The sequence below is a fragment of the Nostoc sp. JL34 genome (assembly GCF_017114945.1).
Classification (GTDB): Bacteria; Cyanobacteriota; Cyanobacteriia; order Cyanobacteriales; family Nostocaceae; genus Nostoc.
Map to the genome: position 1 here is coordinate 3,270 of NZ_JABXKQ010000183.1, position 25,641 is coordinate 28,910.

The 25,641-nt window shown below is 43.8% G+C and carries 1 pseudogene; it reads left to right on the forward strand.

The features are described 5' to 3' along the window. Positions 1-25,362, forward strand: a pseudogene (locus tag HWQ44_RS33745) (non-ribosomal peptide synthase/polyketide synthase); the annotation flags it as partial. Between the last annotated feature and the right edge of the window lie 279 nt (positions 25,363-25,641).

The window sequence follows — 25,641 nt, forward strand, 5'->3', positions numbered from 1 at the left end:
ATCCCAGAGTACAGATCGCTCTGTAACTTATCCCCTCTCTCACGGTCAAAAGGCACTCTGGTTTTTATATCAATTAGCACCCAGCAGTATTGCTTACAACGTCACATATACAGCAAAATTAGTTACAAATTTAGATATTCCAGCCTTAAAGAAGGCAGCACAAGCTCTAGTTGAAAGGCATCCACTTTTGAGGACTACCTTTGCAACCATTGACGGCGAACCTGTGCAAACAGTTCACGAAAATCAGCAAGTTGACTTTAGCATCCAAGAAGCTTTCGATCTTGGACAAGATGATGTAAACAACTGGCTCTCAGAAAAGAGCGATCGCCCTTTCAACTTAGAGCAAGGCCCAATATTGCGCTTTGATTTATTAATTAACCATATTGAAACTGATAAATTAGCAACCAAAGAACATATTCTCTTAATCGCGCTACATCAGATAGTGGGAGATTTCTGTTCTTTAGAAATCACGATCGGTGAACTCCGAGCTTTGTATAAAGCGATGTCTACGACGGGCTACGCCTACGCCATAGGTGAAGCAACCCAACTATCAACACAAAATTATCAATATCAAGATTACATCAACTGGTCAGAGCAAATGCTCGCTAGTTCAGATGGAGAAAGTTTGTGGACTTACTGGCAGCAACAACTATCTGGTGAGTTGCCATTGCTAAATTTGCCAACAGATCGACCAAGACCTGAAAGCCAAACCTATAATGGTGCTTCCCGCTTGTTTACTGTTGACGAAGAATTGCGGCAAAAGCTCACAAAATTGGCGAAGAGAGAAGGTGCGTCTCTTTATATAGTTTTATTGACAGCACTACAAATACTATTATTACGTTATACCAACCAAGAAGATATTTTAATTGGCTCTCGAATGGTGAATCGGAGCCGTTCAGAGTTTGAAAATATTGTGGGTTATTTTACTAATCCTGTGGTCTTGCGAGGAGACCTTTCAGGAAAACCGACTTTTAAAGAGTTGCTAGAGCGATCGCACTCTTGTGTATTAGATGCCCAAGACCATCAAGATTATCCCTTTCCCCTACTGGTAGAGCAATTGCAACCTGTCCGTAACCCCAGTTTTTCGCCACTCTATCAGGTAGCCTTAATTTGGAATCGCTCTCACCAGAATATAGATATCGATGGTTTGATTTTGGAATCATTGATTCCAGAGTCTAAAGGAGCCGCTTTTGATATAACCTTAACTATTCTTGAAGAGACTAACTCACTCAAAGGTACGTGGAATTATAACACCGACTTATTTGATGACAGTGCGATCGCGCGGATGATGGGGCATTTTGTAACAATGCTTTCAGCAATTGTGGCAAATCCCCAGCAACGAATTGACCAATTACCAATGCTCACACAATCTGAAGAACGGCAGTTATTAATTGAGTGGAATGATACTCAAGTAGACTACGCCTTCGATAAATGTATTCATCAGTTGTTTGAGGAGCAAGTAGAGCGTACACCCGATGCTGTGGCGGTGGTGTTTGAGAACCAACAATTGACGTACCGCGAATTAAACAGCCGTGCTAACCAGTTGGCGTATTACTTGCAGTCTTTGGGTGTGAAACCCGACGTGCTGGTGGGGATTTGTGTAGAGCGCTCCTTAGAGATGGTAGTGGGACTATTGGGCATTCTCAAGGCGGGTGGGGCTTACGTACCACTTGACCCAGAATATCCCCAAGACCGTCTCAGCTTCATGCTCGAAGACGCTCAAGTTCCAGTATTAATAAGTCAACAGCGATTCCTGGATCGACTACCTGAGTATCAGGCAAAACTGATTTGTTTAGATGAAGTCTGGTCAGAAATTCTGCAAAACAAACAGAACAACCTGATTGAGGTAGTAAAGAGTACTGATCTAGCGAATGTGATTTACACATCCGGCTCCACAGGCAAACCCAAAGGCGTAATGGTTGAGCATAGTGGATTGTGCAATCTCGCTCAAGCTCAGATTCAGGTTTTCGGCTTGTCTGGTGATAGTCGAGTTCTCCAGTTTGCCTCCTTCAGTTTTGATGCTTGCATATCAGAAATCTTGATGGCTTTGGGATCTGGGGCAAGACTTTATTTAGGAACAAAAGACTCGATAATGCCGGGTATGCCTTTAATTGAGCGATTAAAGGATGATGGTATTACCCATGTCACCTTACCACCATCAGCCTTAGCAGTCTTACCAGTAGAAGAACTGCCAACATTGCAAGCGATCGTTGTCGCCGGAGAAGCCTGTCCTCTGGAACTGATGCGACAATGGTCAAAAGGCAGAAACTTCTTTAACGCTTACGGGCCGACAGAAGCGAGTGTTTGTGCAACAGTGGCAAAATGCACTCCAGAGGACGAAAAAATTACCATTGGTCGTCCAATTGCCAATGCAGAAATCTACATTTTAGATTCGCAATTACAACCAGTACCAATTGGTGTACCAGGAGAACTGCACATTGGTGGTGCGGGAGTGGCGCGAGGTTATCTCAACCGAAACGAGTTAACACAACAGAAATTCATCCCCAACCCCTTTAAAAGAGGCAAGGAGCAGGGGGCAGGGAGCAGGGGAAAAATAGAAGACCAATCCTCTAATTCCGAGCGTCTGTATAAAACTGGGGACTTAGCTCGTTATCTGCAAGATGGCAACATCGAATACTTGGGACGTATTGACCATCAGGTGAAAATCCGTGGTTTCCGCATTGAGTTGGGAGAAATCGAAGCAGTACTAAGCCAACATCCTCATGTGCAAGCATCATGTGTCATAGCCCGTGAAGATAACAGGGGTGACAAACGTCTAGTAGCCTACATCGTACTGCAACCAGAGCAGACAGCCACAGTTCAAGAACTGCGTAGCTTCCTCAAAGAAAAGCTACCAGAATACATGGTACCAAGTGCGATCGCCATCTTAGAATCTTTACCCCTAACCCCCAACGGCAAAATAGATCGTCGCGCTTTACCAGAGCCAAGTAGTGAATTATCAGAGAAATATGTAGCACCGCGCACCCCTATCGAAGAAATCCTGGCAGTAATTTGGCAACAAGTTCTGAAATTAGAGCTTGTAGGCAGACATGATAACTTCTTTGAACTAGGAGGACATTCTCTACTAGCAACGCAATTCATCTCCCGTGTGCGTAGCAGATTGAAAGTAGAAATATCATTGCGTGAGTTATTTGCTGCACCAACAATTGCCGAGTTAGCACCATCAATTCAGCAGTTACAGCAGCAAAATATAGAACTGTCAGCACCACCCATCTTAAGGCGGGTAGAGAATATAGAAATACCACTGTCTTATGCTCAACAACGTTTATGGTTTTTAAACCAGTTAGAGTCGAACAGTGCCTTATACAACATCTCCATTGGTTTGCGTCTAGTAGGAACTCTTAATGTTGCCGCCTTAGAACAAAGTTTACAAAAATTTATCGATCGCCATGAAGTCTTACGCACCAATTTTGTTACTGTTGATGGAAAGCCAACACAAATAATTCAAACTCAAACAAATTGGACAGTTGCAGTTGTTGACTTGCAGCATTTACCCTTAACAGAACAACAAACTGCTGCACAGAAATTACTGGAACAAAAAGCAATTGAGCCTTTTGACTTAGCAAATGATGCCTTAATTAGAGCGACATTAGTAATGCTGTCTTCAAAAGAACAGTGCTTATTAGTGTGTATGCACCACGTTGTCTGTGATGGCTGGTCAATAGGTGTGTTTGTCCAGGAGTTAGAGGCACTGTACAATGCTTATTCAATCGGTCAAGCGTCACCCTTGTTACCACTACCAATTCAGTACGCAGATTTTGCAATTTGGCAAAGACAATGGTTGCAAGGAGACGTACTACAAAACCATTTGAGTTACTGGGAAAAACAGTTGGCAAATGCACCCACATTCTTGCCACTACCCACAGATAGACCCAGACCTGCTGTGCAGACTTTCAATGGCTCATATCATGTATTTACTCTGTCTGTTGAGTTAACTCAACGGTTGTTGCAGCTAAGTCAGCAGCAAGGTTGTACCCTGTTTATGACTTTGTTGGGGGCATATAACACATTACTTTACCGCTATACGGGACAATCAGATATTTTGGTGGGGACACCAATTGCTAACCGCGATCGCGCTGAGATAGAAGGGTTAATGGGCTTTTTTGTCAATACTTTAGTGATGCGGACTGATTTAGCAGGGAACCCCAGTTTTAACGAATTACTCCTGCGCCTCAGAGAAATGGCATTATCCGCATACGCTCATCAAGATTTGCCCTTTGAGATGTTGGTGGAAGCATTGGAACCAGAACGGGATCTCAGCTATACACCATTGTTCCAAGCGATGTTCGTTCTCCTGAACGCTCCCATGTCTGAAATAGAGTTGACTGAGTTAAGTGTCAGTGGCTTGCCAATAGGAATCACCACGTCAAAGTTTGATTTAACTTTATCAATGGAAAACACTCCCAATGGACTCTTTGGGTGGTGGGAATACAACACTGACTTGTTTGATAGCAGCACTATCGAACGGATGACTGGTCATTTTCTGACTCTACTTGAAGCGATCGTGGCAAATCCCAGCGAGCAGATTTCCCAATTGCCAATGCTCACAGCATCTGAGCAGCAACAGTTATTAGTCGAGTGGAATGATACAAGCGTAGATTATCCCCAAGATAAATGTATCCATAAGTTGTTTGAGGAGCAAGTAGAGCGTACACCCAATGCCATCGCGGTGGTATTTGAAAATCAACAATTGACGTACCATGAATTGAATTGTCGTGCTAACCAGTTGGCGCATTACTTGCAGTCTTTGGGAGTGTCCGCCGACGTACTGGTGGGGATATGTGTAGAGCGTTCTTTAGAGATGCTGGTGGGATTACTTGGTATTCTCAAGGCGGGTGGGGCTTACGTACCACTTGACCCTGAGTATCCCCAAGACCGTCTGAGCTTTATCTTAGAAGATGCTCAAGTTTCCGTGCTGCTAACCCAACAGCATTTAGTTGAAAAATTACCTCAATGTCAGGCGCAGCTTGTAAGCTTGGATACTTGGCAGTTGATTTCTCAGTTACCTCAAGGAAATCCCATCACTAATGTCCAAGCTAGTAACTTAGCTTATGTGATTTATACTTCCGGTTCTACAGGCCAGCCCAAAGGTGTGCAAATTTCACATACGGCTGTGAGCAATTTTCTCTCTGCCATGCAGCAGCGCCCAGGAATAACAAAACAAGATACACTGCTTGCAATCACTACTATTTCCTTTGATATTGCTGCCTTAGAAATTTTTCTGCCTATAACTGTAGGTGCATGTCTAGTCATAGCCCGTCGTGACGTGACCCTTGATGGAAGAGAGTTATTTGATTTGCTAGTTAAGTCTAAGGCAACAATTATGCAAGCAACTCCAGCTACTTGGAGATTGCTTCTAGACTCCAACTACCAATTTAGCGATTTAAAAATACTTTGCGGGGGTGAAGCTTTACCTTGGGATCTAGTTAGTCAATTACTTACCAGGAGCGCTTCTTTGTGGAACCTTTATGGGCCAACAGAGGCTACTATTTGGTCATCAATATGTCAACTCGAATCAAGCTCTCGCTTGATTTCTATTGGTCGCCCAATTGACAATACCCAGATATACATACTAGACCAAAACTTACAACCAGTACCTATAGGTGTACCAGGAGAACTGCACATTGGTGGTGCAGGATTAGCAAGAGGCTACTTGAACCGACCAGAGTTAACACAAGAAAAATTTATTCCCAATCCCTTTGGTAGAAGCAGGGGAGCAGAGGAGCAGGGGAGCAGGGGGGCAGAAGTTCTTCCCAATACCCAGTCCCCAATCCCCAGTCCCCGACTTTATAAAACTGGGGACTTGGCTCGTTATTTACCAGATGGAAATATAGAATATCTGGGGCGTATCGATAACCAAGTAAAAATCCGGGGATTCCGCATTGAGTTGGGAGAAATAGAAGTAGCACTAAGCCAACATCCCCATGTTCAAGCATCATGTGTCATAACTCGTGAAGATACTCCTGGTGACAAGCGCTTAGTTGCCTACATCGTACCTCAACCACAAGTAACACTCACAATTAGCGAACTACGTAGCAACCTCAAGGAAAAGTTACCAGACTACATGGTTCCTTCGGCAATAGTCATCCTGGAGTCTTTACCCCTAACCCCCAATGGCAAAATAGACCGTCGCGCTTTACCAGCACCAGAGCCAAGTAGTGAATTATTAGAGAAATATGTCGCCCCACGCAACCCCATCGAAGAAATACTGTCACTGATTTGGCAACAAGTCCTAAAAGTAGACGTTGTAGGCAGACATGATAACTTCTTTCAGCTAGGGGGACACTCTCTATTAGCAACGCAACTTATTTCCCGTGTGCGTAGCAGCTTGAAAGTAGAACTACCATTGCGATCGCTATTTGCTGCACCAACGATCGCTGAACTATCGCATAACATTCAACAGTTGCAGCAACAAGACTTAGAACTTGCCGCACCACCCATTTTAAAGCGGGCAGAGAATGTAGAAACACCACTGTCTTATGCTCAACAGCGTTTATGGTTTTTAGACCAGTTCGAGCCGAACAGTGGTTCATACAACATCCCCTTCGGGTTGCGCTTAGTCGGAACTCTTAATGTTGTCGCCTTAGAACAAAGCTTAATTGAAATTATTCATCGCCACGAAGCATTACGCGCTAACTTCATCACAGTTGATGGACAAGCTACTCAAATCATTCACAATTGCAGGGAACAGGGAACAGAGAACAGGGAACAGGAAAATATACCTTGGACACTATCAGTTGTTGAGTTAAAGCATTTACCTTTAACAGAACAAAAAACTGCTGCACAGAAATTAGTCCAAGAACAAGCGTTTCTTCCTTTTGATTTAGCTGATGATGCATTAATCAGAGCAACATTAATAGTGCTTTCTCCTACAGAGCAGTGGTTATTAGTGTGTATGCACCACGTTGTCAGTGATGGCTGGTCGATAGGTGTGTTTATTGAGGAGTTACAAGCACTGTACAATGCTTATTCCCAAGGTGAACTTTCACCCTTATTACCACTGCCGATTCAGTATGCAGATTTCGCAATTTGGCAAAGACAATGGTTGCAAGGGGAGGTTCTACAAAACCAATTAAGTTACTGGAAACAACAATTGGCAAATGCACCTACGTTCTTGCCATTACCCACAGATAGACCTAGACCTGCTGTACAGACTTTCAATGGCGCATATCTTGAGTTTGCTTTGTCGAGTGAACTAACTCAACGGTTGGTGCAGTTAAGTCAAAAGCAAGGGGTGACTTTGTTTATGACTCTGTTGGCGGCATATAATACTCTGTTTTATCGCTACACGGGACAAACAGATATTTTGGTGGGGACACCAATTGCTAACCGCGATCGCACCGAGATAGAAGGGTTAATTGGCTTTTTTGTCAATACTTTGGTGATGCGGACTGATTTATCTGAAAATCCTAGTTTTAACGAATTACTCCCACGTATCCGGGAAATGGCATTATCCGCCTACGCTCATCAAGATTTGCCCTTTGAAATGTTGGTAGAAGCATTGCAGCCAGAACGGGATCTCAGCTATACACCACTATTTCAGGTGATGTTCGTTCTCAATAATGCGCCTACATCTGAAATAGAGTTGACTGAGTTAAGTGTCAGTGAATTGCCTATAGAAAGTGCGATCGCCAAGTTTGATTTAACTTTATCAATGGAAAACACTAGCACTGGGCTAGTGGGAGGGTGGGAATACAATACTGACTTGTTTGATAGCAACACAATTGAACGGATAACTGGTCATTTTGTGACATTGCTGGAAAGTATTGTCGCCAATCCTCAAGAGCGGATTTCTCAATTATCAATGCTCACAGCATCTGAGCAACAACAATTATTAGTTGAGTGGAATGATACAAGCGTAGATTATCCCCAATATAAATGTATTCATGAGTTGTTTGAAGAACAGGTGGAACGCACCCCCGATGCTGTAGCAGTAGTGTTTGAAAATGAACAATTGACTTACCATCAGTTGAATTGTCGTGCTAACCAGTTAGCGCATTACTTGCAGTCTTTGGGAGTGTCCGCAGATGTGCTGGTGGGGATATGTGTGGAGCGTTCTTTAGAGATGGTGGTGGGATTACTTGGTATTCTCAAGGCGGGTGGGGCTTACGTACCACTTGATCCAGGGTATCCCCAAGATCGTCTGAGTTTTATGCTCGCAGATGCTCAAGTTTCTGTGCTACTTACCCAACAGCATCTAGTTGAGAAATTACCTGAACATCAAGCGCGTGTAGTCCATTTAGATAAAGACTGGGTTGCGATCGCTAAGTCTAGCCAGGAGAATTTAATTGCCCAGGTGCAAGCTAGTAACATAGCTTATGTGATTTATACTTCTGGCTCTACTGGTCAACCGAAGGGGGTAATACTATCTCACAGTAACCTTTGCAACCACATGTTCTGGATGCAAGCAACATTCCCCCTGACTGAAAAAGACAAAGTACTGCAAAAAACTCCCTTTGGCTTTGATGCCTCAGTTTGGGAATTCTACGCTCCATTGTTAGCAGGTGGACAGTTGTTAATAGCTGAACCAGGAGGTCATACTGACAGTGCTTATCTCTTAAAGTTAATTGCCCAGCAGCAGGTAACTACTATTCAACTTGTTCCATCTTTACTGCAAATGCTTTTAGAACAGGGAGGAATCGAAACTTGTGACTCCCTCAAACACGTCTTCTGTGGCGGTGAAGTCTTACCCATTACTCTGCAAGAAGGCTTGTTAAGTAAGCTAGATGTAAATTTACATAATCTCTACGGCCCAACAGAGGCGTGTATTGATGCAACTTTCTGGAATTGTCAGCATGAGATTTATCCACAAGTTGTCCCTATTGGTCGTCCAATTTCCAATACCCAGATATACATACTCGACCAAAACTTACAACCAGTACCTGTGGGTGTACCAGGAGAACTGCATATTGGTGGTGCAGGATTAGCAAAAGGATACCTCAACCGTCCAGAGTTAACACAACAAAAATTTATCCCCAACCCCTTCCAAGGAAGCAGGGGAGCAGGGGAGCAGGGGAGCAGGGGGAGAGAACGGTTGTATAAAACAGGGGACTTAGCACGTTATCTCCCAGATGGAAATATCGAATACCTGGGTCGTATCGACAACCAAGTAAAAATCCGGGGTTTCCGCATCGAGTTGGGAGAAATCGAAGCAGCACTAAGCCAACATAGTGATGTGAAAACATCTATAGTGATCGTCCGCGAAGATATTCCCGGAAATAAGCGCCTAGTCGCCTATATAGTACCGCAGCCACAGATAACACCCACAGTTAGCCAATTGCGTAGCTTCCTCAAAGAAAGGCTACCAGAATATATGGTACCAAGTGCGATCGTCATCTTAGAATCTTTACCCCTAACCCCAAACGGCAAAATTGACCGTCGCGCCTTACCAGAACCAGAAGCACGCACAGGAATAGAAAGCAGCCTAGTAGCACCACGCACCCCCATTGAAGAAAAATTAGCTCAAATTTGGGAGCAAGTATTAAGAGTAGAGCAAATAGGCATACACGATAACTTTTTTGAGCTAGGAGGAGATTCCATCCTCAGTATTCAAATCATTAGCAGAGCAAAAGTTGCCGGAATAGAATTGACTATTAAACAACTATTTGCCAATCAAACTATCGCCCAATTAGCCACAGTCGCAGGTACAACAAAAGCACTTGCAATTGAACAAGGATTAGTCACAGGAACATTACCCCTAACACCAATTCAACACTGGTTTTTCGAGCAGAAATTACCAGAGAAACACCACTTTAATCAATCATTTCTCCTCACAGTACCATCAGACCTCGACCTAGAAATATTAGAGCAAGTATGGCAGCAACTACTAAAACATCACGATGCTCTAAGGCTAAGATTCACCCAAACAGATACAATATGGCAGCAGATTCATGCCGCCTCAACAGATGACATTACTATCCCCCGTTTTGACTTATCGACAGTTCCAGAAACTGAGATAGAAACTGTCATTGAAACCACAGCCAATGAATTACAGGCGAGTTTAAATCTTTCAGAAAATCTCGTGCAAGTAGCATTTTTCTGGCTGGGTATTGACAAAAAAGCCCGATTGATTATAGTAATTCACCACCTCGTAGTAGACGGTGTTTCTTGGCGGATATTATTAGAAGATTTGCAGACAGCTTACCAGCAACTCAGTCAAGGCAAAACCATTCAGCTACCTGCAAAAACTACATCCTTCAAAGATTGGTCACAACAACTGACAGAATATGCACAATCAGAAGTCTTGAAATCAGAACTAGATTATTGGTTGAGTGCATCTTACGATGCAGTTGACTCCATCCCGGTAGACTATGCACAAGGAATAAACACTACTGCATCGGCTAGGACAGTATCAGTATCATTAAACCAAGCCGAAACTCTTTCACTTTTACAAGATGTTCCGAAAGCTTATAAAACACAAATAAACGATATCTTGTTAACTGCCTTAGTACTGGTGTTGAGCGAATGGACTAACTCTGAGTCAGTGTTATTCAACTTAGAAGGTCATGGGCGGGAAGAGATCATTGATGGTGTAGATTTATCACGCACCGTTGGCTGGTTTACAACGATTTTTCCAGTGGTTGTGGAACTGGGAATCATAGATGATCTTGGTATTGCGTTAAAATCCGTCAAGGAACAATTACGTGTAATTCCTAATAAAGGGATTGGCTATGGTTTATTACGTTATCTGAATGTTGATGCAGAAATTAACGCCCAACTAGAGAAAATTCCCCAAGCAGAAATTAGCTTTAACTATTTGGGACAATTTGCTCAAGTTGTCAATACATCTTCTCTGATGCAAATAGCTAATGAACTTAGCGGAAACAGCCAGAGTTTACAAGGTCAGCGCCATTATTTGCTAGATATTAATGCCATCGTTATCAACGAACAACTGCAAATAGATTGGACATATAGCAGCAATATCCATCAGCACGAAACGATTGAGAATGTTGCTCAAGAATTTGTCGAAACTTTGCAAGAGTTAATTGCTCATTGTTTATCAACAGAAAATGCAGGTTATACGCCTACAGATTTCCCATTAATTCAACTTAACCAACTAGAAATAGATCAGATATTACAAAATTTATGAAATTAGAACTTAGCAAAACTAATCGCCAAAATATTGAAGATATTTATCCCTTATCTCCCATGCAAGAGGGGATGCTGTTTGAAAGTTTATATGCTCCAGACTCAGGCGTATATTTTGAGCAGATAACTTGCATTTTGACGGGAAACCTAGATGTAAAAACCTTTGAACAAGCTTGGCAGCAAGTGGTAGCTCGACATCCCGTCTTCCGCACGGCTTTTCTTTGGGAGTCTTTGAGCCAGCCAGTTCAAGTGGTGTATCGACAGGTCAATGTGACAGTCGAAACTTATGACTGGCGGGAGTTATCTGCACAAGAGCAGCAACAGCAATTAGAAACTTTTCTGGATTCGGAGCGACAACAGGGTTTCCAAGTGTCGCAAGCGCCATTGATGCGTCTACATCTAATCCAGTTGGATGGGGATACTTATCAGTTTGTTTGGTGTCATCATCATTTATTACTTGATGGCTGGTCGTCACCTTTGGTTTTCCAAGACCTGTTGGAGTTTTATCAAGCTATTTCTCAAGGTAAAAGTTTATCTAACATCGCAACTGTCAGCTACCGTAACTATATTGCTTGGTTACAGCAACAGAATCGAGATTTAGCTAAAGAATTTTGGCGACAAAAACTCCAAGGTTTTACTACACCAACTCCTTTGACTGTGGATAAACCATTGTCAATGCGGGAGAAGCATTCGAGCTACGGCGAACAACAAATTGACTTAACTGTGCCAGCGACAGCAGCAGTAATGTCTTTTGTCAGACAGCATCAATTGACGATGAGTAATTTGGTGCAGGCGACTTGGGGATTGTTGCTGTCTCGCTATAGCCAAGAAACAGATGTGGTTTTTGGTGCAACTGTTTCTGGTCGTCCGCCTGAACTTGTTGGTGTAGAGTCGATAGTGGGTTTGTTTATCAATACTCTGCCAGTGCGGGTGCAAATCTCCGAGCAGACTGAATTGCTCGGTTTGTTAAAGGATTTACAGGCGCAACAGATTGAATCTGAGCAGTTTTCCTATAGCTCATTGGTAGAGATTCAGGGGCTGAGTGATGTTCCCAGGGGTACATCTTTGTTTGAGAGTATTGTTGTTTTTGAGAATTATCCTATTGATACTGCTGTTCTACAAGGCAATAGCGATTTTTCCCTCTCGAATTTTAGGTGGATTGAACAAACAAATTATCCTCTGGCGGTTTTAGTTTCTCCTGGTGAGCAGTTGTCGCTGAGGGTGATGTACGATACCAGCCGGTTTGAAGATGGAACGATTAGCCGGATGCTGGGTCATTTTAGAACAATGCTTGAGGCGATCGCTACTAATCCTCAGCAACGAATTTCCCGGTTGCCAATACTAACAGAATCTGAGCAGCAATTATTAGTTGACTGGAATGATACCCAGATAAATTATCCCCAAGATAAATGTATCCATAAGTTGTTTGAGGCGCAGGTAGAACGTACACCCGATGCTGTGGCAGTGGTGTTTGAGAATCAACAACTGACATATCACGAGTTGAATTGTCGTGCTAATCAATTGGCGCATTACTTGCAGTCCTTGGGTGTAAAACCAGATGTATTAGTGGGGATATGTGTAGAACGCTCCCTAGAAATGCTAGTAGGAATACTGGGAATTCTCAAAGCAGGTGGCGCTTATGTACCACTTGACCCAGAATATCCCCAAGACCGTTTACGCTTCATGTTAGAAGATGCGGCTGTGTCAGTGCTGCTTACCCAACAAAAATTAGTTGAGAAATTACCTGAGCATCAGGCCCGTGTCGTGTACTTAGACACCGACTGGCAACTCCTAAACCAGTTGAGCCAGGAGAATCTTATCTCTGGTGTGCAAGAGAATAACTTGGGTTACGTGATTTACACCTCTGGTTCTACAGGGCAACCAAAGGGTGTAGCCATGAATCAGCTTGCTCTTTGCAATCTCCTACTGTGGCAACTGCAAAATTCGCCAATTTCTTCTAGTGGTGTAAAAACCCTGCAATTTGCTCCTGTCAGCTTTGATGTCTCCTTTCAAGAAATGTTCTCTACCTGGTGTTCTGGAGGCACATTGCTATTGATTGGCGAGCAATTGCGCCAAGAACCGTTGGCTTTATTAGGTTTACTCCAAGAACAAGCTGTTGAAAGATTATTTGTTCCTTTTGTTGCTTTACAGCAACTAGCGGAGGTAGCTGTTAGTAGTGAATTAGTTACTAGTAATCTGAAGGAAATCATTACTGCTGGGGAACAGTTACAGATTACTCCTGCCATTTCCAAGTGGCTGACTCAGTTAAGTGATTGTACTCTGCATAATCATTACGGGCCATCGGAGAGCCATGTAATCCTCACTTTTACTCTGACTAATTCAGTGGAGAATTGGCCGCCACTTCCTCCGATTGGCCGTCCCATAGCCAATACGCAAATCTACATCCTGGATAAGTATTTACAGCCTGTACCTGTGGGTGTAGCAGGGGAACTGCACATTGGTGGTGTTTCCTTAGCGCGAGGCTATTTGAATCGATCGGAGTTAACACAAGAAAAATTCATCCCTAACCCCTTCGATGGAAGCAGGGGAGCAGGGGAGCAGGGGAGCAGGGGAGCAGAGGAGCAGTCTTTCCCCTCTGCCCCCCATCCCCTCTGCCCCTCTGCCTCTTCTGAGCGCCTCTACAAAACTGGGGACTTAGCCCGTTATTTACCAGATGGCAACATCGAATACCTGGGGCGCATCGATAATCAGGTGAAAATCCGGGGATTCCGCATCGAATTGGGAGAAATCGAAGCAGTACTGAGCCAATATGAAGATGTGCAAGTATGTTGTGTCATCGCTCGCGAAGATACTCCTGGTGACAAGCGCCTAGTCTCCTACATCGTTCCCCAGCCAGAGCAGACACCCACAATAAGCGTTCTGCGGCAATTTCTCAAGTCCAGGCTACCAGAATACATGGTACCAAGTGTCTTCGTCATATTGGAGTCCCTACCGCTTACCCCCAACGGCAAAGTAAACCGTCGCGCCCTACCAGCACCAGAGCCAAGTAGTGAATTATTAGAGAAATATGTCGCCCCACGCACCCCAATTGAAGAAATACTGGCACTGATTTGGCAACAAGTCCTAAAAGTAGAGCTTGTAGGCAGACATGATAATTTCTTTGAGTTAGGAGGACACTCCCTACTAGCAACACAACTTATCTCCCGTGTGCGTAGCAGCTTGAAAGTAGAACTGCCATTGCGTTCGTTATTTGCAGCACCAATAATTGCCCAATTAGCACCATCGATTCAGCAACTACAGCAGCAAAACTTAGAACTTGCTGCACCACCCATATTACCCAGGACAGGGAATGCAGAATTACCACTGTCTTATGCTCAACAGCGTTTATGGTTTTTAGACCAGTTGGAGCCGAACAGTGCTTCATACAACATCCTCTTCGGGTTGTGTTTAGCCGGAACTCTTAATGTTGCCGCCTTAGAACAAAGCTTAATTGAAATTATTCATCGTCAAGAAGCATTACGCACTAACTTCATCACAGTTGATGGACAAGCTGCTCAAATCATTCAAACAGAAACGAATTGGACAGTTACAGTTGTTGATTTGCAGCATTTACCGTTAACAGAACAAAAAACTGCTGCACAGAAATTAGTGCAAGAGCAAGCAATTCAGCCTTTTGACTTAGAGTCACAAGCATTAATCAGAGCGACATTAGTAATGCTGTCTCCTACAGAACAGTGGTTATTAGTGTGTATGCACCACGTTGTCTCTGATGGCTGGTCAATAAGTGTATTTGTCCAGGAGTTACAAGCACTGTACAATGCTTATTCTCAAGGTCAACTGTCACCTTTGTTGCCACTGCCGATTCAGTACGCAGATTTTGCAATTTGGCAAAGACAATGGTTAGTCGGGGAAGTACTCAACAGCCAATTAAGTTACTGGAAACAACAATTGGCAAATGCACCCACGTTCTTGCCACTACCCACAGATAGACCCAGACCTGCTGTGCAGACTTTCAATGGTGCATATCTTGAGTTTACTCTGCCTGGTGAGTTAACTCAACGGTTGGTGCAACTGAGTCAACAGCAAGGTTGTACTCTGTTCATGACTTTGTTGGCGGCATATAATACCCTGCTTTATCGCTACACAGGACAAGAAGATATATTGGTGGGTTCGCCAATTGCTAACCGCGATCGCTCCGAAATAGAAGGGTTAATTGGCTTTTTTGTCAATACTTTAGTGATGCGAACAGAGATATCAGGCGATCGCAGTTTTAACGAATTACTCCCACGTATCCGGGAAATGGCATTATCCGCATACGCTCATCAAGATTTGCCCTTTGAAATGCTAGTGGAAGCATTGCAACCAGAACGGGATCTCAGCCATACACCACTGTTTCAAGTGATGTTCGTTCTCAATAATGCGCCCACATCTGAAGTAGAGTTGACTGGGTTAAGTGTTAGTTCCTTGTCCATAGAAAGTGCGATCGCCAAGTTTGATCTGACTTTAGGAATTGAAAACATTAGCACTGGACTAGTGGGGTGGTGGGAGTACAACACTGACTTATTTGATAGCAGCACCATTGAGCGCATGACTGGTCATTTTGTGACACTGCTGGAAAGTATTGTCGCCAATCCCCAAGAGAGGATTTCTCAATTACCAATGCTCACAGCATCTGAGCAACAGCAGTTATTAGTTGAGTGGAATGATACAAGCGTAGATTATCCCCAAGATAAATGTATTCATCAGTTGTTTGAAGAACAGGTTGAGCGTACACCCGATGCTGTGGCGGTGGTGTTTAAAAATCAACAATTGACGTATCACGAGTTAAATTGTCGTGCTAACCAGTTGGCGCATTATTTGCAGTCTTTGGGAGTGTCCGCAGATGTACTGGTGGGGATATGTGCCGAGCGTTCTTTGGAGATGGTGGTAGGACTGTTGGGTATTCTCAAGGCGGGTGGGGCTTACTTACCGCTTGACCCAGAGTATCCCCAAGACCGTTTGGGTTTTATGCTCGAAGACGCTCAAGTTTCAGTATTACTGAGTCAGCAGCAATTAGTTGAGAAATTACCTGAACATCAAGCGCGTGTTGTTTGCTTAGATACCGACTGGGAAATCATTCCCCAATCGAATCAGCAAAATCCAATCGCTGGTGTGCAAGCTAGTAACTTGGCTTATGTAATTTACACTTCGGGTTCCACTGGAAAGCCTAAAGGAGCGATAAATACGCATCTAGGGATTTGCAATCGCCTCCTGTGGATGCAGCAAGCATATCAATTAACAGAAATAGACTGCGTTTTACAGAAAACTCCTTTCAGCTTCGATGTCTCCGTTTGGGAGTTTTTCTGGCCATTATTGACTGGAGCGCGTTTAGTTGTAGCTAAACCAGGTGGACATAAAGATAGTGGTTACTTGGTCAATCTAATACTAGAACAGCAAGTTACTACACTGCATTTTGTTCCTTCGATGCTCCAGATTTTTCTAGAAGAACAAGGTTTAAAAGATTGCAGTAGCTTGAAGCAAGTTATTTGTAGTGGCGAAGCACTGCCTTTAGAACTTCAAGAACGCTTTTTTGCTTGTTTAGGGTGTCAATTGCATAATCTCTACGGGCCGACAGAAGCCGCAATTGATGTCACCTTCTGGGAATGTCAACGAGAGAGCAATTTGAAGACTGTGCCTATTGGTCGCCCAATTTCCAATACGCAAATCTACATACTCGACCAAAATTTACAACCAGTACCTGTGGGTGTACCAGGAGAGTTACACATAGGTGGTGCAGGATTAGCGAGAGGCTACCTCAACCGCCCAGAGTTAACACAAGAGAAATTTATCCCCAACCCCTTCAGTGGAAGCAGGGGAGCAGAGGAGCAGAGGAGCAGAGGAGTAAGGGAGCGGAGGAGAAAAATAGCTAAATCTCCAGTTGCCAGTCCCCGCCTCTATAAAACCGGAGATTTGGCTCGTTATCTACCAGATGGCAATATAGAATATCTGGGACGTATCGACAATCAAGTAAAAATCCGTGGATTTCGTATCGAATTGGGAGAAATCGAAGCAGCACTAAGCCAACATCAAGATGTGCAAACATCTGTAGTCATCGTCCGCGAAGATATTCCTGGTGATAAGCGCCTAGTCGCCTATATAGTACCGCAGCCGCAGGTAACGCCAACAATCAGCCAACTGCGTAGCTTCCTTAAGGAAGAGTTACCAGAATACATAGTACCAAGTGCCTTCGTCACCCTAGATTCTCTACCGCTTACCCCCAACGGCAAACTAGACCGTCGCGCCCTACCAGCACCAGAACCAAGTAGTGAATTATCAGATAAATATGTAACTCCACGTACACCCCTAGAAGAAATCCTGGCACAAATTTGGGTACAAGTGCTGAAAGTAGAGCTTGTAGGCAGACATGATAACTTCTTTGAACTAGGAGGACACTCCCTATTAGCAACGCAACTCATCTCCCGTATGCGTAGCAGCTTGAAAGTAGAACTGCCATTACGTTCGTTATTTGCTGCACCAACAATTGCGGAATTAGCACCATTGATTCAGCAATTACAACAACAAGACTTAGAACTTGCTGCACCACCCATTTTACCAAGGGCGAACAATGCAGAACTGTGCCTATCATTTGCTCAACAGCGTTTATGGTTTTTAGACCAGTTCGAGTCGAACAGTTCTTTCTACAACATCCCCATTGGTTTGCGCTTAGTTGGAACTGTTAATGTTGTCGCCTTAGTACAAAGTTTAGAAGCAATTATTCATCGCCACGAAGCATTACGCACTAATTTTGTTACTGTTGATGGGCAAGCAACTCAAATTATTCAAACTGCAACAAATTGGTCAGTTGCAGTTGTTGATTTGCAACATCTCTCAATAAGTGAGCAAGAAATTACTGCACAGAAATTAGTGCAACAACAAGCGCTTCTTCCTTTTGATTTAGCAAATGAAGCCCTATTCAGAGCGACATTAATAATGCTGTCTGATACAGAACAGTGGTTATTAGTGTGTATGCACCACATTGTCTCTGATGGCTGGTCAATAGGTGTGTTTGTCCAGGAGTTACAAGCACTGTACAATGCTTATGCTCAAGGTCAGGCATCCCCTTTAACACCACTGCCGATTCAGTATGCAGATTTCGCCTTATGGCAAAGACAATGGTTAGTCGGGGAAGTACTGAAGAGCCAATTGAGTTACTGGGAACAACAATTGGCAAATGCACCGACGTTCTTGCCATTACCCACAGACAGAACCAGACCTGCTGTGCAGACTTTCAATGGCGCATATCTTGAGTTTGCCCTGTCTGTTGAGCTAACTCAAAAGTTGGTAAAACTGAGTCAACAGCAAGGGGTAACTTTGTTTATGACCTTGTTGGCGGCATATAATACCCTGCTTTATCGCTACACAGGACAAACAGATATTTTGGTGGGGACACCAATTGCTAACCGCGATCGCACCGAGATAGAAGGGTTAATTGGCTTTTTTGTCAATACTTTGGTGATGCGGACTAACTTGGCAGAAAACCCCACTTTTAACGAATTACTCCCGCGTATCCGGGAAATGGCACTATCTGCCTACGCTCATCAAGATTTGCCCTTTGAAATGTTGGTGGAAGCATTGCAGCCAGAACGGGATCTGTGCCATACACCATTGTTCCAGGTGATGTTTGTCCTCCAGAATGCTCCCATGTCTGAGATAGAGTTAACTGGGTTAACCGTCAGTTCCTTACCAATAGAAAGTTCCACGGCAAAGTTTGATTTGACCTTAATAATGGAGAACACTGCCACTGGGCTAGTGGGATGGTGGGAATACAACACAGACTTGTTTGATTGCAGCACAATTGAACGGATGACAGGTCATTTTGTCACATTGCTTGAAGGTATTGTTTCTAACCCTAGTGAGCAAATTTCCCAATTGCCTCTTCTAACACAAATTGACCAACAGCAGTTATTAGTTGACTGGAACGATACTCAATCTAACTATCCCCAGGAATCTATCCCTCAGTTGTTTGAGAAGCAGGAGGAGCTTACACCCGATGCTGTGGCAGTGGTGTATGAGAATCAACATCTTACATACCGCGAATTGAACAGCCGTGCTAACCAGTTGGCGCATTATTTGCGGTCTTTGGGTGTGAAAGCTGATGTGCTGGTGGGGATATGTGTGGAGCGTTCCTTAGAAATGGTTGTGGGACTATTGGGGATTCTTAAGGCAGGTGGTGCTTATCTGCCACTTAACCCAGAATATCCTCAAGAGCGATTGACTTTCATGCTCGAAGATACTCAGTTATCAGTCATATTGACTCAAGAAAAACTAGTTAATAAACTAGGCGATTACCTCCGGCGCGGCTTGGCCGAACGCAAAGCCAGTGTAATTTGCTTAGACTCAAACTGGGATATCATCAATCAACAAACAAAACAGAACCCGACTACCAGCGTTAAAGCTAATAACTTAGCTTATGTAATGTACACCTCCGGTTCTACAGGTCAACCCAAAGGTGTGAGCATTATCCATCGAAGTGTAGTGCGACTAGTCAAAGAAACCAACTATGTCAGCATTTCTGCTGGTGATGTAATTGCCCAAGCCTCAAATCACGCCTTCGACGCTGCTACTTTTGAAATTTGGGGAGCCTTACTGAATGGAGCGCGGTTAGTAGGGGTGAGTAAAGATTTGGCACTTTCGCCCCAAGAGTTCGCAGCCTTTATGCGATCGCAACGTATCAGTGTGTTATTCTTGACAACCGCGTTGTTCAATCAAATTGCTCAAGAAGTCCCCTCTGCTTTCAATTCACTACGGCATCTTCTATTTGGCGGCGAGGCTGTCAATCCTAAATGGGTTAAAGAAGTACTCAAAAATGGTGCGCCGCAGCGACTACTTCATGTTTATGGGCCAACAGAAAATACAACATTTACTTCCTGGTACTTGGTGCAAGATGTACCAGAAGGCGCGACAACTATTCCCATAGGACAACCAATTTCCAACACACAAATCTATTTGTTAGATTCCCAACTACAACCAGTGGGTGTTGGTGTACCGGGAGAACTATATATTGGGGGAGATGGTCTAGCTAGGGAATATCTTAACCGCACCGAGTTAACACAAGAAAAATTCATCCCTAACCCCTTCGGTGGAAGCAGGGGAGCAGGGGAGCAGGGGAGCAGGGGAGCAGAGGAGCAGTCTTTCCCCTCTGCCCCCCATCCCCTCTGCCCCTCTGCCTCTTCTGAGCGCCTCTACAAAACCGGGGATAAAGCACGTTATTTAAGTAATGGCAATATTGAATACTTAGGACGCATCGACAACCAAGTAAAAATACGTGGTTTACGGATTGAGTTGGGCGAAATTGAAGCAGTCCTGAGCCAATATAGCGATGTGCAGGTATCTTATGTTATTGTCCGCGAAGATACCCCTGGAGATAAACGTTTAGTCGCCTACATCGTAACGCATCAGCACTCTCAACCTACGATGGGCGAAATACGTCAATTCCTCAAAACAAAGCTTCCAGATTACATGATACCAAGTGCAATAGTTATCTTGGAATCCTTCCCCTTGACTCCCAATGGCAAAGTAGACCGCCTCGCCCTGCCAAAACCAGACTTAGACACCACACTCCTAGAAAAATATATCGCCCCGCGTACACCCATTGAGGAAATGCTGACACTCCTATGGGCGCAAGTTCTGAAAGTAGAGCAAGTGGGTATTTATGATAATTTCTTTGAACTTGGTGGACACTCACTGCTAGCAACGCAACTGGTTTCACGCATCCGCACCAGCTTGAAAGTAGAACTACCATTACGTGAGTTGTTTGCTAGAGCGACAGTAGCCGAATTAGCACAATCAGTTGAGCAGTTACAGCAACAAGATATAGAACTGTCAGCACCACCCATCCTAAGACGAGCAGAGAATGCAGAACTACGTCTGTCATTTGCTCAACAGCGTTTGTGGTTTTTAGACCAGTTGGAGCCGAACAGTGCCATATACAACATACCTACAGCTTTGCGTCTATTAGGAAATCTCAATCAAGCAGCCTTAGAACAAAGCTTAATTGAAATTATTCATCGCCACGAAGCATTACGCACTAACTTCATCGCAGTTGATGGACAAGCTACTCAAATCATTCAAACAGCAACGAATTGCTCAGTCGCAGTTGTTGATTTGCAGCATTTACCGTGGAAAGAACAAGAAATCGCTGCACAGCAATTAGTTCAACAACAAGCAATTCAGCCTTTTGACTTAGCAAATGAAGCATTAATCAGAACGACATTAATGATACTGTCTGATACAGAACAGTGGTTATTAGTGTGTATGCACCACGTAGTCTCTGATGGCTGGTCAATAGGTGTGTTTGTCCAGGAGTTACAAGCACTATACAATGCTTATTCTGAAGGTCAACCGTCACCTTTAACACCACTGCCGATTCAGTATGCAGATTTTGCCTTATGGCAAAGACAATGGTTGCAAGGAGAAGTACTCAACAGCCAATTGAGTTACTGGGAACAACAATTGGCAAATGCACCCACGTTCTTGCCATTACCCACAGACAGAACCAGACCTGCTGTGCAGACTTTCAATGGCGCATATCTTGAGTTTGCCCTGTCTGTTGAGCTAACTCAAAAGTTGGTAAAACTGAGTCAACAGCAAGGGGTAACTTTGTTTATGACCTTGTTGGCGGCATATAATACCCTGCTTTATCGCTACACAGGACAAACAGATATTTTGGTGGGGACACCAATTGCTAACCGCGATCGCACCGAGATAGAAGGGTTAATTGGCTTTTTTGTCAACACCTTAGTCATGCGAACTGATTTATCTCTTAATCCTAGTTTTAACGAATTACTCCCACGTATCCGGGAAGTGGCATTATCCGCCTACGCTCATCAAGATTTGCCCTTTGAAATGCTCGTGGAAGCATTGCAGCCAGAAAGAGACATGAGTCATACACCACTATTTCAGGTGATGTTTGCTCTCCAGAACGCTCCGATGTCCGAAATAGAGTTGACTGGGTTAACTGTCAGTTCCTTGCCAATAGAAAGTTCCACGGCAAAGTTTGATTTAACTTTATCAATGGAAAACACTAGTACTGGACTAGTGGGAGGGTGGGAGTACAACACTGACTTGTTTGATAGCAGCACTATCGAACGGATGACGGGTCATTTTGCGTGTCTGCTAGAAGGTATTGTTGCTAATCCCAGCGATCGCATTTCTCAATTGCCAATGTTAACAGCATCTGAGCAACAGCAATTATTAGTTGAGTGGAATGATACTCAGGTAGACTATCCCCAAAATAAATGTATTCATCAGTTGTTTGAAGAACAGGTGGAACGTACACCCAATGCTGTGGCGGTGGTATTTGAGAATCAACAATTGACCTACCACAAGTTGAATTGTCGTGCTAACCAGTTGGCGCATTACTTGCGCTCATTGGGTGTCAAACCAGATGCGCTGGTGGGTATTTGTGCAGAACGTTCTTTAGATATAGTGGTAGGACTGTTGGGGATTTTCAAGGCTGGTGGAGCTTATGTAGCACTTGATCCAGACTATCCTCAAGAGCGCTTGCGCTTCATGTTAGAAGATGCTCAAGTTTCGGTACTGCTGACTCAACAACGACTTATTCACAGACTTCCTGAGCATCAAGCAAAACTTGTCTGCTTAGATAAAGCCTGGGAAGAAATTGCCCAAAACAATCAAGATAACCTCAGCAGTGGAGTCAAAGCTTCTCATCTAGCTTATGTGATTTACACTTCAGGATCTACAGGTAGACCTAAAGGTGTCATGGTTGAGCATAGGGGACTATGCAACTTAACTCACGCTCACATTCAAACTTTTGGCTTGCATTCTGATAGTCGCGTTCTCCAGTTTGCCTCCTTCAGTTTTGATGCTTCTATCTGGGAAGTTGTATTGGCTCTGGGGTCAGGTGCAACGCTGTACCTGGGAACAAAAGACTCTCTATTGCCAGGGAAGCCATTAATTGAGCAATTACGCAATAATTGCATTACCAGTATCACGCTACCACCATCGGCTTTAGCAGTTATGCCTATGGAGGAACTTCCGGCACTGCAAACAATAATTGTAGGTGGAGAAGCTTGTTCTGCTGAACTAATCAGACAATGGTCTGCTGGCAGAAACTTCTTTAACGCTTACGGGCCAACGGAAGCTACTGTCTGTGCCACGATCGCAAAATGCACTGAAGATGACGAGAAAATATCTATTGGTAAGGCGATCGCCAATACACAAGTTTACATTTTAGACGAAAATTCGCAACTAGTGCCTGTGGGTGTGCCAGGAGAATTGCACATCGGTGGTGCAGGATTAGCACGCGGTTATCTCAACCGACCAGAATTAACACAAGAAAAATTCATCCCTAACCCCTTTGCTGGAAGCAGGGGAGCAGGGGAGCAGGGGAGCAAGGGAGCAGAAATTCTTCCCAATTCCCAGTCCCCAGTCCCCAGTCCCCGACTTTACAAAACTAGTGACTTAGCCCGTTATTTACCAGATGGAAACATAGAATACCTGGGACGCATTGACAATCAAATAAAAATCCGAGGTTTCCGAATTGAGATAGGGGAAATTGAGGCAATACTGAGTCAGCATCTAGGAGTTAGGGAAAATGTGGTAGTGGCGAGAGAAGATATCCCAGGAGAGAAACGCTTAGTAGTTTATTTTGTGCCGCAGTTGGAGCAAACACCAACTACCGATGACTTACGCATTTTCTTGAAAGAAAAATTACCACAGTACATGGTGCCTTCTGCTTTTGTCAGGTTAGAGTTTTTACCTTTAACCCCCAATGGCAAGGTAGACCGCAAAGCCTTACCTATTCCTGATTCCCATAATACCCAGTTGGCAGTGAGCTTTGTGGCACCACGCACCCCTGTAGAGAAGGTCTTGGCAGATATTTGGGCTAATGTACTGCATTTGGAGCAGGTGGGTGTTTTAGATAATTTCTTTGAGTTAGGAGGTCATTCACTCTCCACAATTCGAGTGATGTCTCAGGTAAATGAGACTTTCCAGATTAACTTACCGTTGCGCCACTTATTTGCTGCCCCAACTATCGCTGAACTAGCTCAAACCATTGAATCCAATTGTCGAACTGATTCTACTGTCAGTACCGATGCAATTACTCCCTTAAACTTACAGGCTGAAGTCGTCCTTGATGAGACAATCAAGCCTCTTAACCTAGTTTATCAACCTGTAAGTGAACCAAAGGCTATTCTGCTCACGGGTGCAACAGGCTTTGTTGGTGCTTTCTTGCTGGCGGAATTATTACAACAAACTCAAGCAGATATTTATTGTTTGGTGCGTGCTGCTAACTTGAACGCAGGTAAACAACGCCTCCAAGAAACCCTGAAAGCTTATTTACTTTGGGAAGAATCTTTTAACTTGCGGATTATTCCAGTATTAGGAGATTTATTTCAACCGCTTCTGGGTCTTGGTGATGAGCAGTTTCACTTCATGGCGAGGAAAATTGACTTAATTTACCATAATGGCGCTTTGGTAAATCATGTTTATCCATACGCTTTGTTGAAAGCAGCAAATGTTCGTGGAACAGAGGAAGTCTTGAGATTAGCTAGTCAAATCAAAATCAAACCTGTGCATTTCATTTCTACTGTTAGCGTTTTCGCCTCAGATGAGTATTTCAAATTAGACGTTGTTCAAGAAAATGATCCTCTCCAACACAGTCAAGGACTTCCTGGTGGCTATGCCCAAAGTAAATGGGTGGCAGAAAAGATTGTCATGATGGCACGCGATCGCGGTTTGCCTTGCAGTATCTACAGGCTTGGTAGAATAACATGGCACAGTCAAACCGGCGCTTGGAATTCAAATGATATGTTTTACAGATTCATCAAAAGCTGCATTCAAATAAAAAGTGCGCCAGAGATGAACAGCACGGTAGAAATTACACCTGTAGACTATCTCACCAAAGCTTTAATCCACCTGTCGCAGCAGCCAGAATCTTTGGGCAAAGCCTTTCATCTAATTAATTCCGATTCTGCTCCTTGGAGTCAATTTATTAACTGCATCCGCTCTTTGGGCTACCCTCTGCAACAGCTTCCCTATGAGGATTGGCAAGCTGAACTACATCGCAATACCCAAATTTCTAGTGATAACGCTTTGTATTCAGCTATATCGCTGGCTGAAGAACCTACATCTTCAGAGTCCAATGCAACATCTCGCTTAAAATTTGATTGCCAAAATACCCTCAATGGACTTGCAGATACCGCCATTCGCTGGCCGGAAGTAGATGATAAATTACTCCAAGCTTTCTTTACCAACTTTAGCAATTCGACTTTGGACAAAAAAAGTAATTGAGGTTTTTTGCATAAATGTGGCTTTGAACATAAGCCTGGTAGAGTCGATAGCGGTATTGGGGTAAGGTTTGATATCATGTCCGCCTAATTAGTTATAATTCCCTCATCTGTGCAAAAACCAAGAAACCCTCTTTCCCCCTGCTCCCCTACCGTCTTAATGATAAGTCTTGAACCGGACACGATATGAGCGTCACTGCTCTCCCCTTCCTTAAGAACCGTGCATCTCCCTTTAAAATGATTATCATTATTATTAATGGAATAGGTTATTTTCTGGAAG